At 76.0% G+C, this 12,279-nt stretch carries 12 protein-coding genes; 3 read left to right on the forward strand and 9 right to left on the reverse strand.

The genetic code is table 11. The features are described 5' to 3' along the window. Positions 1-81: 81 nt before the first annotated feature. On the forward strand, positions 82-2,133 hold the full coding sequence (locus NRO40_RS07220; RefSeq protein ID WP_079046918.1) for an anthranilate synthase family protein: 2,052 nt from the start codon (positions 82-84) through the stop codon (positions 2,131-2,133). Positions 2,134-2,303: 170 nt separating this feature from the next. On the opposite strand, the gene NRO40_RS07225 is transcribed toward NRO40_RS07220, so the two are convergent. The 3 genes from NRO40_RS07225 to NRO40_RS07235 form a co-directional block, all read right to left on the reverse strand. Next, positions 2,304-2,981, reverse strand: a complete 678-nt coding sequence (locus tag NRO40_RS07225) for a response regulator (RefSeq protein WP_058941357.1) — start codon at positions 2,979-2,981, stop codon at positions 2,304-2,306. Then, on the reverse strand, positions 2,978-4,255 hold the full coding sequence (gene macS / locus NRO40_RS07230; RefSeq protein WP_058941356.1) for a MacS family sensor histidine kinase: 1,278 nt from the start codon (positions 4,253-4,255) through the stop codon (positions 2,978-2,980). The genes NRO40_RS07225 and macS overlap by 4 nt, the downstream gene beginning before the upstream one ends. A 76-nt stretch (positions 4,256-4,331) precedes the next feature. Next, positions 4,332-5,066: a lysophospholipid acyltransferase family protein gene (locus NRO40_RS07235; protein ID WP_058941355.1), complete on the reverse strand. Its 735-nt coding sequence runs from the start codon at positions 5,064-5,066 to the stop codon at positions 4,332-4,334. 191 nt (positions 5,067-5,257) lie between these two features. Here NRO40_RS07235 and NRO40_RS07240 point away from each other — a divergent pair, with 191 nt between their 5' ends. Next, entirely contained in the window at positions 5,258-6,061 is an 804-nt protein-coding gene (locus tag NRO40_RS07240) for an alpha/beta hydrolase (RefSeq protein ID WP_058941354.1), read from the forward strand. A gap of 208 nt (positions 6,062-6,269) precedes the next feature. After that, on the forward strand, positions 6,270-7,088 hold the full coding sequence (locus tag NRO40_RS07245) for a hypothetical protein (protein WP_058941386.1): 819 nt from the start codon (positions 6,270-6,272) through the stop codon (positions 7,086-7,088). Between the two features lie 78 nt (positions 7,089-7,166). On the opposite strand, the gene NRO40_RS07250 is transcribed toward NRO40_RS07245, so the two are convergent. The 6 genes from NRO40_RS07250 to NRO40_RS07275 form a co-directional block, all read right to left on the reverse strand. Continuing rightward, a complete protein-coding gene (locus tag NRO40_RS07250) occupies positions 7,167-7,925 on the reverse strand; it encodes an endonuclease/exonuclease/phosphatase family protein (RefSeq protein ID WP_058941353.1) in 759 nt (252 codons plus the stop codon). A 79-nt stretch (positions 7,926-8,004) separates the two neighbouring features. After that, the gene (locus NRO40_RS07255; protein WP_058941352.1) at positions 8,005-8,946 is read right to left on the reverse strand and encodes an ROK family glucokinase; all 942 of its coding nucleotides are present in this window, start codon (positions 8,944-8,946) and stop codon (positions 8,005-8,007) included. 86 nt (positions 8,947-9,032) lie between these two features. Continuing rightward, positions 9,033-9,536 (reverse strand): DUF5304 domain-containing protein, encoded by a 504-nt coding sequence (locus NRO40_RS07260; protein ID WP_058941351.1) that lies wholly within the window; start codon positions 9,534-9,536, stop codon positions 9,033-9,035. Positions 9,537-9,569: 33 nt separating this feature from the next. Then, positions 9,570-10,715: an ArsA family ATPase gene (locus tag NRO40_RS07265; protein WP_058941350.1), complete on the reverse strand. Its 1,146-nt coding sequence runs from the start codon at positions 10,713-10,715 to the stop codon at positions 9,570-9,572. Positions 10,716-10,994: 279 nt separating this feature from the next. Next, the gene (locus NRO40_RS07270) at positions 10,995-11,444 is read right to left on the reverse strand and encodes an SRPBCC family protein (RefSeq protein ID WP_058941349.1); all 450 of its coding nucleotides are present in this window, start codon (positions 11,442-11,444) and stop codon (positions 10,995-10,997) included. 58 nt (positions 11,445-11,502) lie between these two features. Further along, complete coding sequence (locus tag NRO40_RS07275) at positions 11,503-12,279, reverse strand: metallophosphoesterase family protein (RefSeq protein ID WP_058941348.1); 777 nt, start codon at positions 12,277-12,279, stop codon at positions 11,503-11,505.

The raw sequence follows: 12,279 nt of genomic DNA on the forward strand, positions 1-12,279 counted from the left end.
ACACGACACGCGAAGGCCGCCCGAGGGGCGGCCTTCCTGCGTTACCGGGCCGTTCCTCCCACCACGGAAGGAACACCACGGATGGACCTCGGCACCACGTCCGGCCCCGGCACGGACACCTCCCCGCACACCGGCACGCACGCCCGCACGCACACCGGCACGGACTCCCGCACCGAAGCGGGCACCGACAGCGGCACCGCCGTCGGCACCGGGACCGACGCCGACCTCGGCGCGCTGCTGGATCCGCACGGCCCGCCCTTCGCGCTGCTCCGCCGGCGCACCCCCGGCCGCGACCACGACACCGTCGAGGTCCTCGTCGGCCCCGTCCACGAGGCGCGGCGGCTGGCCGACCTGCCCGTCGGTGACCGCCCCACGCTGGCCCTCGTCCCCTTCCGGCAGCTGCGCGAGCGCGGCTTCGACGTCCGCGACGACGGCACGCCCCTGTCCGTGCTGGTCGCCGACGCGTCGTACGAGCTGACGCTCGCCGACGCCCTGGACCGGCTCCCCACCCACGCGGTCCGGGTCGAGGACGGCGGTTTCGACGTACCGGACGAGGAGTACGCGCGGACGGTCCGGCGGGTCGTGGAGGACGAGATCGGGAGCGGCGAGGGCGCGAACTTCGTCATCCGCCGCACCTACACCGGACGGATCCCCGACTTCGGCCGGGCCGACGCGCTGGCCCTGTTCCGCCGGCTGCTCGCGCAGGAGCGCGGCGCGTACTGGACCTTCGTCGTGCACACCGGCGACCGCACCCTGGTCGGGGCCAGCCCCGAGGTCCACGTCCGGATGTCCGGCGGCACCGTCGTGATGAACCCGATCAGCGGCACCTACCGCTACCCGGCCGGCGACCCCACGCCGGAGGGCCTGCTGACCTTCCTCGCCAGCCGCAAGGAGACCGACGAGCTGTCCATGGTCGTCGACGAGGAACTGAAGATGATGTGCGCCGTCGGCGACATGGGCGGTGTCGTGGTCGGGCCCCGGCTGAAGGAGATGGCGCACCTGGCGCACACCGAGTACGAGCTGCGGGGCCGCTCGTCGCTGGACGTGCGGGAGGTGCTGCGCGAGACGATGTTCGCGGCGACCGTCACCGGCTCGCCGGTGCAGAACGCCTGCCGGGTGATCGAGCGCCACGAGCACGGCGGGCGGGGCTACTACGCGGGCGCCCTGGCGCTGCTCGGCACGGACGCGGGCGGCGCGCAGACCCTCGACTCCCCCATCCTCATCCGCACCGCCGACATCGCCGCCGACGGCCGGCTGCGGGTACCCGTCGGAGCGACGCTGGTGCGCCACTCCGACCCGGAGGGCGAGGTCGCGGAGACCCACGCCAAGGCGGCGGGCGTCCTCGCCGCGCTCGGGGTGCGACCGGGCCGGGCCCGCGAGGCCGCGCGGGCGCCGCGGCTCGCCGACGACCCCCGCGTGCGGGCGGCGCTGGACGCCCGGCGCGCGGACCTGGCGCCGTTCTGGCTGCGCATGCAGGAGCGCTCCACCGCGCTGCGGGGGCACGCCCTGGTCGTGGACGGCGAGGACACCTTCACCTCGATGCTGGCGCACCTGCTCGGCTCGTCGGGGCTGGAGGTGACCGTGCGGCGCTTCGACGAGCCGGGCCTGCGCGAGGCCGTGCTGGGCCACGCCGGGCCGGTCGTCCTCGGGCCGGGGCCCGGTGACCCGTCCGACCCGGACGACCCGAAGATGCGGACCCTGCGGGCGCTGACCGCCGCCCTGCTGGGCACGGGCGGACCGGCGGACCGTCCGTTCGTCCTGGGCGTCTGCCTCGGGCACGAACTGGTCGCCGCGCACCTCGGCCTGGACATCGTGCGCAAGCGCACGCCGTTCCAGGGCGCCCAGGTGGAGGTGGACCTGTTCGGGGCGCGCCGCACCGTCGGCTTCTACAACAGCCATACGGCCCGCTGCGACGACGCGGCGGCGGACCGGCTCGCCGCGCGCGGCGTGGAGGTGAGCCGGGATCCGGCCGGCGGCGAGGTGCACGCGCTGCGCGGGCCGGGCTTCGCGGGGGTGCAGTTCCACCCCGAGTCGGTGCTCACCCTCGACGGGCCGGAGGTCGTGCGCGAGCTGCTGGGACAGGTGGTCGGGGCCGGTACGGCGGCCCTCCCGCTGCGGCGGCCCTCGGCCTGACCTCACGGGAGGACGCCACGGGGTGACCGCACGGCGCGGGCGACGGGCGCCACGCCGTGCGGGCCCGGACCGGGCGGCGTCCGTGCCGTGCGGGCCCGGGCGGCCGGGCGGGCGGTGCGACCCGTGGGGCGCGGCCGGGCGGTCAGGCGGGTGCGTCGGGGCGGGTGCGGTCAGGCGTCGTCGAGGCCGCGCTCGATGGCGTACCGGACGAGCTCGACGCGGTTGTGCAGCTGGAGCTTGCCCAGCGTGTTCTGGACGTGGTTCTGCACCGTGCGGTGGGAGATCACCAGACGCTCGGCGATCTGCTTGTAGCTGAGGCCCTTGGCCACGAGACGCAGGACCTCGGTCTCGCGGTCGGTGAGGCGGGGGGCGCCGGGTTCGGCGGCGCCCCGGGCGGGGGCGGGCTCCGCGGCGAGGCGGCGGTACTCGCCGAGCACCAGCCCGGCCAGGCCCGGCGTGAAGACCGGGTCGCCCGCAGCCGTGCGCCGCACCGCGTCGAGCAGTTCTCCGGTACTGGCCGACTTCAGCAGGTAGCCGGTGGCGCCGGACTTCACGGCCTCCAGGACGTCGGCGTGCTCGCCGCTCGCGGAGAGCACGAGGACCCGCGGGCGCGGCTCCTCGCCCGCCCCGACCAGTTCCTTGCAGACCTGGACGCCCGGCTTGGCGGGCAGGTTCAGATCCAGGACCAGGACGTCGGGCGCGGTGGCGCGGGCGCGGCGCACGGCCTGGTCGCCGTCGCCGGCCGTCGCGACCACGTCGAACCCGGCCTCGGCCAGGTCCCGGGCGACGGCGTCGCGCCACATCGGGTGGTCGTCGACCACCATCACCTTGATCGGCTGTTCCGTCATCGTCTCGCCTTCCCCCGTGGGACCTTCAACTCCACCTCCGTGCCCTGGCCGGGGACGGTCACCAGCTCCGCCGTCCCGCCCAGGTCACGGAGCCTGCCGCGGATGGACTGGGCCACGCCGAGGCGCCCCTCGCTCTCCGCCTGGGCCAGGCGCCCTTCCGGTATGCCCGGTCCGTCGTCGCGCACCGTCACGACCACCTCGTCCACCCAGTCCTCGACGAGGATCCACGCCCGGGCGTCCGGCCCGGCGTGCCGGCGTACGTTGTCCAGGGCGGCGCCCACGGCGGCCGCCAGTTCGGCGGCGGCCCGGCGCGGCAGCCACACCGGCGCCCCCGGCTCGGCGAACGTCACGCGCGCCCCGGCGTGCGGGGCGAGCAGGGTGCGCAGGTCCCGCTCGCCGGTGCCGGCGGACCCCGCCCCGCCCGGTTCGTCCGTCCCGCCCGGCCCCTGCGTCCCGTCCGGCCCGCCCGTCCCTTCCGGCCCGTCCGGTTCGTCGACCAGGCGGACGACCGCGCCCTGGGAGGCGTCCTCGCAGACGTGCGAGGGGCGGACGAGCCCGCCCGCGACGAGGGTACGCAGCGCGACCTCCTGCTCCCCGGCCATCCGCCCCAGTTCCGCGGCCTCACCGCCCAGGGCGGTGCCGCGGCGCTGCACCATGGCCAGCACCTGGAGGACCGAGTCGTGGATGTCGCGGGCCAGGCGCTCCCGCTCGCGGGTGGTGGCCTCGATCTCCAGGGCGCGGGCCAGGGTCCGCTCGGACGCCCGGGCGACCTCGACGACGTATCCGATGGCGATGGAGGCGACCCACACGAGCAGCACGTTGTGGAAGGTGTCGCGGCTGGGCTCGCCGCGCTCGACGATGTTGGCGACCGCGACCAGCGAGGACGCGAACCCGGCCCAGCGCCAGCCGCCCTTGATGGCGTACGCGAGGACCGCACCGGCCGTCCAGATCGACGGCAGCGTGGGCCCGTCCTGGAGCTGCGCGTGCGCGTCGGCGACCGGGGTCAGCAGGATCCCGACGAGCGCGACGGTCAGGTCGACGGCGAGGAAGCGGCGGGTGCAGCGGGCGGCGCCGGCCACCTTCGGCAGGGACGCGAGGGTCCAGACCGTCAGCACGGCGAGGAACGCCGCGGCGACCCAGGGCCGTTCGAAGTCGTCACGGGTGACGACGAAGAGGAGGTCCGCGTAGACCATGGTGAGGACCCGGTAGGCCGTGAGCGCGCGCCACAGCGGCTGCTCCACGGACATGCGGACCACCCGCTCGCGCCTGGCCATCTCTCTCCCCCACCCCCCGCGCGCCCGCGGGCACGCGTCCTCCACGCGCGCGCCGGCGCGCGCGTCGCCACCGGCCCTACTCGGCCTTGCCGTCGGGCCCCGCGGCGGCGCCGTCCCGGCCCGCCTGCCTGGCGGCCTTCTCCGCGTCGGCGATGCGCCGCTTGGCGGCCGTGGCGTAGACGTCGACGTACTCCTGACCGGACAGCTTCATGATCTCGTACATCACCTCGTCGGTGACCGAGCGCAGGATGAAGCGGTCGCTCTCCATACCGTGGTAGCGGCTGAAGTCCAGGGGTTCGCCGATGCGGATGCCCGGGCGCATCAGCTTCGGGAGGATCTTGCCGGGCGGCTGGATCTTCTCGGTGTCGATCATGGCGATCGGGATGACCGGGGCGCCCGTGGCCAGCGCCACGCGCGCGAGGCCGCCGGTCCTGCCCCGGTACAGCCGGCCGTCGGGCGACCGGGTGCCCTCCGGGTAGATGCCGAACAGCTCGCCCCGCTTGATGACGTCGATGCCGCTGCGCACGGCGGCGTCACCGGCGCCGCGGGCGCCGGATCGGTCCACGGGCAGCTGGCCGACGCCCTTGAAGAACGCGGCGGTGAGCTTGCCCTTCACGCCCGGCGAGGTGAAGTACTCGGCCTTGGCGATGAAGGTGACCTTGCGGTCGAGGACCGCCGGCAGGAAGAAGGAGTCGGAGAACGACAGGTGGTTGCTCGCGAGGATCGCCGGCCCCTCGGCGGGGATGTTCTCGAGGCCCTCCACCCAGGGCCTGAAGGCGAACTTCAGCGGCCCTCCGATGGAGAACTTCATAGCGCCGTAGATCAACTCGTGTTCCTCCTGTGTTCCGTCGATCAGACCATAACCCGAGCGGGGCCGGGCCCCCCTCTCCCGGCCAGCCCCCGGCCCGCGTCACGGGCGTGACGGCCCTGGTCGGTGTCAGCGCGGTCGCGTACGGTGAAGTACACACGTCCGAACCTCCACCGACGCGAACAGGAGACCCCGTGCCGGTCCTTCCCGGAGCCGAGCCGTACCGCCACGAGGGCGGGGACGTCGGCGTCCTGCTCTGCCACGGCTTCACCGGTTCCCCGGGGTCGTTGCGGCCCTGGGGCGAGTACCTCGCGGCCCGCGGACTGACCGTGTCGCTGCCGCTGCTGCCCGGGCACGGCACGCGGTGGCAGGACATGCAGGTCACCGGCGGGGAGGACTGGTACGCGGAGGTCGACCGGGAGCTGCGGGCCCTGTCGCGCCGGTGCGAGCGGGTCTTCGTGTTCGGGCTCTCCATGGGCGGGGCCCTGACGCTGCGGCTGGCCGCCCGGCACGGCGACGCGGTCTCCGGCATCGTCCTGGTGAACCCGGCGAACCGCGTCCACGGCGTCATGGCGCACGCGCTGCCCGTCGTCCGGCACCTCGTGCCGTCGAAGGCCGGCCTCGCCAACGACATCGCCAAGGACGGCATGGACGAGGTCGCCTACGACCGGGTGCCGCTGCACGCCGCGCACGCCCTGCGCCGCTTCCTGCACGTGGTGGACCGCGACCTGCCGCAGGTGACGCAGCCCGTCCTGCTGCTGCGCTCCCCCCAGGACCACGTCGTGCCGCCCGCCGACTCGGCGCGCATCCTCGGCCGCATCTCCTCCACGGACGTCACCGAGGTCCTGCTGGAACAGAGCTACCACGTCGCGACGTTGGACCACGACGCGGAGCGGATCTTCGAGGAGAGCCACGCGTTCATCGGCCGCCTCGCTCCCGGGACCGGCGCAGGCGCCGCCCGGGACAGGGACAAGGAGGGGAGTTCGTCCGGTGGCTGAACAGCACGACGCGGAGCACGGGGAGGGCCGGGACCGGCAGGACGGCCTGGAGGAGCGGCACGCCCTGCCGCTGCCCGACGGCCCGGGCGCGGTGACCGGCGCCGACGGGACGGCCGGTGCGACCGGGCAGCCCGGTCCGGCGGGTGCCGCCGGGCAGCCGGTCGCCGAGCCGACCGCCGAACCCGGGGCCGAGGCGACCGTCGAGCCCGTGGCCGGCACCGGGGCCTCGGCCGCGGGCGGCGCGGCCGCCGGGGCCGCGGCAGGGACCGGCGGGCGGCTGGACGAGGAGGCGGCGTGGGCCGCGATCGTCGCCGGGTACGGGGAGGAGCCGCCGGACCCGCCGGGCGCGCGGCCGTTCCGCTCGGTGGAGGACCTGGCGCTGCCCGAGTTCGACGCCCGCGCGGACGGCGACCGGCCGGCCCGGGGGGCGTCGGCGGACGACCGGCGCAAGGCCGACGGTGGGAAGGTCGACAGCCGGACGGCCGAGGACCGTACGACCGACGACGGCACGACGGGCGACCGCACGAGCGGTGACCGCACGGTGGAGGGCCCGGACACGGGCGACGGGACGGCGCAGGCCCGGACCGAGGACGGGGGCGCCGCGGCCGGGGACACCCCGGAGGACGACGGGCCCGCCGCGGCGGCGCGGCCCGCGCTGGGCGGTTCCGTCGTGTTCGCGCCGGGCGTCGGCCCGCGCGACTACCGGCTCGCCGATCCCGACGCCCCCGCGGGCGGGGAGGGCGCCGCCACCCCGGCGGAGGCCGCCGACGACGACGAGGGCCACTTCGTACCGCCGGAGCCGCCGCCGCTGCCGGAGGCCGATTCGGCGGCGAAGTTCGGCTGGCTGGGCGTGCTCGGCGGACCGGTGCTGATGCTGCTCGCCGTGCTGCTCCAGTGGGACATGACGTGGTGGCTCACCACGCTCTGCGTCGGCGGGTTCCTCGGCGGCTTCGCGACGCTGGTGTCCCGCATGCGGGACGAGGACGAGGACGGGGACGACGACCCGGGGCGCGGCGCCGTCGTCTGAACCACCCGCGCACCGCGCGGGGGACGCCTGCGGGGGCGCTCCGCCCAGGGCGCCACCCGCTCTCCGGGGCCGCTCCGCTCAGGGCGCGGCCGCCGGTACGCGGAGGGCGGCGAGCACGGGCAGATGGTCCGTCGCCGCCCTCAGGTCCGCCTCCGTCACGCCGGGCAGCCCGATGGGCACCCCGCAGCCCAGGACCTCGACGCCGCCGGTGGCGAAGAGCGCGTCGATCCGCTGGTGCGGGTCGCCCGGCGGGTGGGTGTGCTCGCCGCCCCACGGCCGCACGGCCCGGCAGTCCTGGAGCGCGGTGGCGAGCCGCCGGAAGGCCCGCCCGTCGGGCCGTTCGTTGACGTCGCCCCCGACGACCGCGTGCGGCACGCCGAGCGCGGCCAGTTGCTCCAGCACCATCCCCGCCTGCGCGTACCGCTCGTCGGCCCGCAGGCTCAGGTGACAGCTGAGCAGCCCGAGCCGGGCGCCGCCGACGCGCACCACGGCGGTGGCGAAGCCGCGTCGGTGCAGGCCCGGCGTGAGGGGCAGCAGCACGTCCCGGGTGCGTTCGACGGTGACGCGCAGGGAGCAGAGCAACAGGGGTCCGGCCGCGGTGGCGCCGCCGCCCACCACGACGAGGCCGCTCTTGGCGGCGAGGCGCGCCGCGTGCTTGCGCCAGCGGAAGAAGCGCGGCGCCTCCTGGACGAGCACCACGTCGGGGGCGCAGGCGCGGACGACCCGGGCCAGGGCGTCCTCGTCGTCGCGCAGCGACCGGATGTTGTAGCCGAGCACACGGACGACGGCCGAACCGTCCGCCTCGGTACGGGAGTCGGGCAGTGCGGTGAGCTCCATGGGGGCACCGTACGACACCGCCCGCCGCGTCCCGGTGGGGACGCGGCGGGCGGGTGACGTGTCTGGCGAGGAGGGCGGGTCAGCCCTGGCGGGCCAGGTCCGCGGCGCCGACCAGGCCGGCCTTGCCGCCGAGCTGCGCGGCGAGGACCTGGGCGTGCGGCCGGTAGTTGCCGCCGACGAGCCAGCGGCGGAAGGACTTGCGGATCGGGTCCAGGACCAGGTCGCCCTCGTCGGAGACGCCGCCGCCGACGATGAACGCGGACGGGTCGAAGAGGGACGCCAGGTCGGCGAGGCCGGCGCCGGCCCAGCGGGCCAGCTCGCGGAAGGAGTCGACCGCCACCTTGTCGCCCTGGCGGGCGGCGTCGCTGATGTGCTTGCCCTCGATGCCCTCGGCGGTGCCGTCCCCCAGCGACAGCAGGATCCCGGCGTTCTCCGGGGTGGCGTTGGCGCGCTGCTTGGCGTACCGGACCAGGGCGCGCCCGGAGGCGTACTGCTCCCAGCAGCCCTGGCTGCCGCAGCCGCACATCAGACCGTCCGGGACGACCCGGATGTGACCGAACTCGGCGGCGACGCCGAAGCGTCCGCGGCGCAGCTTGTTGCCGATGATGATGCCACCGCCGAGGCCGGTGCCGAGCGTGATGCAGATGACGTCGTCGTGGCCCTGGCCGGCGCCGAACCGGTACTCGCCCCAGGCGGCGGCGTTGGCGTCGTTCTCGACGACGACGGGGAGCCCGACGCGCTGCTCGACCTTGTCCTTCAGCGGCTCGTGCCGCCAGTCGATGTTGGGCGCGAACAGGACGGTCGCGCGCTTGTCGTCGACGTATCCGGCGGCGCCGATGCCGACGGCCTCGACGTCATGGCCCTTGCCCGCCTCGGAGACGGCCGCGCAGATCGCGTCGACGATGCCCTCGGGCGTCGACGGGGTCGGCACCTTGTGGGTGTCGAGAATGGTGCCCTCTTCGTCGACCACGCCGGCCGCGATCTTCGTGCCGCCGATGTCGACGCCGATGGTGAGTCCCATGTGTCCCTCAGTTTTCGGTCGAGCCCCGCTAGGCCCAACCGTACCCGAGGGCGGGCGCCGGACCGCCCGGTCCGGCGGGGTCCGGTTCAGTCGAGGTCGATGCGCTGGTTGCCGTCCGGCCCCTCGCCGTTCCCCTTGTCGTCGCCCTTGTCGTTCCGCTCCGCGTCGCCCCGGCGCTCGGCCGTGGGACCCGGGCCGTCGGACGCGGCCTTCCCCTGTGGTCCGGCGGTCCAGCGGTGCTCCTGGCCGCTGACGGCGGAGCGGTAGGCGGCGAGCAGCTCGCCCCCCGCGGCGGCGAGGTGGTCGAAGACCTGCGGGTTGCGCTCGATGACCGGTTCGATCGCGGACCTGGCCTGGGCGACGGCCTGCCGGACCGCGCTCTGCGCGCCCGTGCCCAGCAGTGGGCCGCCGAGCGAGGAGACCTTGTCGGCGACCGCGTCGACGAGCTTGCGCAGTTCCTCGGCGGCGGAGCCGGGCGGCGGGGTGCCGCGGCCGGCGCGGCGGGCGCGCTCGGCCGCCAGGTCCTCGGCGCAGGCCCGCGCCCAGGCGTCGTCCTCCGGGGGGCCGGGCCGCTGCGTGGCATCGCTCATGCCATCGACGGTACCCGACCGGCGGGTGGTGGTTCAGGGGGTGCGGGGCCACAGTCCCGGGTCGGGGCGGAAGCGGACCAGCAGCTCGCCGTCGCGCAGGGCGGCGCCGGCGACGGTGCAGCGGCGCAGCGCGGACGGGAGCGGGGCGACGCGGCGGAACGGTCCGACGGTGAGGACCAGTTCGTCGCCGCGGCGGACGAGGACGAGGCCGGGCTTGGTCGCCCCGGGCAGCGGTATGCGCCAGACCAGGACGCCGTCGGTGTCGCGCCGGTCCTCGACCGGCCACCGGGGGGCGGGGACGGGCGCGCCGGGGGTGAGGTCGCCGAGGCGGGCGAGGTCGGCCAGGTCGTCGGCGCCGTGCGGGTCGCGCCCCAGGTGGGGCAGCTCGCGGACGGCGGGGACGCCGTCCTCGTACAGCTCCTTCAGGTGACCGCGCTGCCGGTCGGCGAGCGCGGCGAGCCACGGGTCGGGCGAGGTGGCGGGCAGGAGCCGGTTGGCGACGACCTGGTCGAGGGCGAGGCCGTGCAGGGCGAGCCCGGCGCGGGCGGTGCGCAGGGCCCCGGTGGCGGACGGGCCGGGTTCCACGACGAGGCGGACGCTGGTGGTGGGCGCCTCGATCAGCTCCTGTACGACGGCCAGCTCGGCGTCCCGCTCGGCGGCGGCGCGGTACAGCGCGTCGGCGGGCATGGGGACCCCGGCGAGCTGGGCGAGGACGGGCCGCAGGGCGCGGGCGGCCTGGCGCTCGGGCGGCAGGAGGCGGCGCAGGTAGCGGCGGAGCTGTCCGGGGAGGGCGAGCAGGGCGACGGCGTCGCGCAGGGGCGGGAGGTCGGCGACGAGGAGGTCGTGGTCGGCGCGGGCGGCGTCGCGCAGGGCCGCGAGGTAGGCGAAGCGGTCGCTGCCGGGCAGTTCGGTGAGCTCGTCCTCGTCGAGGCGGGCCGCGCCGAGGACTTCCAGGGCCGCGGCGGCCCGCTCCTGCAGGGCGAGGAGTTCGGCGCGGAAGTGGGCGGCGGGGTCCAGGCGGCGGACGGTGAGGCGCGCGTCGGCGTCCGTGAGGCCGTCGAGCGGGTCACCGGTCAGCAGGAGCACCCTGCGGCCGTCGCGGGCGGCGGCGAGGGCGGTCGCCGCGGCGACGGTGGTCCGGCCGGATCCGCCGGGGCCGGTGACGAGGAGCGTACGCATGGGGGAACGGTACCGGGGGGCGCCCCCGCCCCCGTCCCGCCCGACCGCGGGCCCCCGAGCCGTGGGGCCGCCGGGCCGCGGGCAAGGGCGGCCGAGCCGCGGGACTGCCGGCTACCGGGCCACCCGGCCGCGGGCCCGCCGGGCGCGGTCCCGCTCGGCCACAGGGCCGGACGTGGCCCGCGTGACACCGTGGCCCGCCCCGATCAGCCCGGCGTCCTGCGGCCCAGGCCCCGACTGCGGTGCGGGCGCTGCGGTGCGGGGGCCGGCGCGGGCCCGGGGCTACGCCTGCGTGGTGGACTCGACGCGCTTCTTCAAGCCCGCCAGGGCGCGGTCGATGATGACCTTCTCGGCCTTGCGCTTGATCATGCCGAGCATGGGGATCTTGACGTCGACGGTGAGCCGGTACGTCACCTCGGTGCGGGCGCCGCCGTCGAGCGGGGCGAGCGTGTAGGAGCCGTCGAGCCCGCGGAGCATCTGCGACTTCACGAGCGTCCAGCTCACCTCGTGCCCGCCGGTCCAGGTGTACGCCAGGGTGTGGTCGTCCTTGATCGCCCCGGCGTCCAGCAGCAGGCGGACCTGCTCGGCGCGGCCGGCCGCGTCCCGCGAGAGGACCTCGGCCTCCTTGACCTCGCCCGTCCACTCCGGATAGCGGGCGAAGTCGGCGATCACTCCCATGACCTCGGCAGGGGCCGCCTCGATCGTGATGCTCGAACTGGTGTGTTCCGCCATCGCTGTGGCTCCTCCAGGGGGCTCGGTACGTGGGGGAAGGCTATCGCGTGCCCGCCCCTCACCACTCCAGGGCCCAGGGCCTGCCGGAGGAGGCGAAGTGGCCCACGTTCACGCACTCCGTGGCCCCGACGCGCATGCGCCGCGCGAGGGGCTGGTGGACGTGGCCGAAGAGGGCGTAGCGGGGGCGGACGCGGTGGATCGCGTCGAGCAGGGCGCCCGAGCCGCGCTCGAAGCGCCGGGCCACCGTGTCGTACGTCAGCTCGGGGACGTCCGGGGGGATGTGCGAGCACAGCACGTCCACCTCGCCGAGCGCCTCGACCTTCGCCGCGTACTCCTCCTCCGGGACCTCGTACGGGGTGCGCATCGGGCTGGGCAGGCCGCCACCGACGAAGCCGAAGACGCGGCCGCCGATCTCGACGCGCTCGCCGTCGAGCACGGTGGTGCCGGCGCGGGCGTACTCGGGCCACAGGCGCGGCACGTCGACGTTGCCGTACGTGGCGTAGGTGGGCGCGGGGAAGGCGGCGAAGAGCTCGGCGTACTGGGCGCGGACGGCCGACTCGACGGCGGTGGCCTTGTCGACGCCGCGCTCCGCGAGCCCGGCCCACAGGCCGCGGGTGAACTCTCGGGCCTCGCCGAAGCGCCGGGCCGTGCGCAGGGCGACGATGCGGTGGGCGTTCTCCGTGCCGAAGAGGTCGGGGAAGATGCCGCGGGAGTGGTCGGCGTAGTCGAGGAAGAGCACCAGGTCGCCGAGGCAGACGAGTGCGTCGGCGCCCTCCCCCGCCCTGGCCAGGTCCCGCGCGTTCCCGTGTACGTCACTGACCACATGGATGCGCAT

Source organism: Streptomyces changanensis (assembly GCF_024600715.1).
Classification (GTDB): Bacteria; Actinomycetota; Actinomycetes; order Streptomycetales; family Streptomycetaceae; genus Streptomyces; species Streptomyces changanensis.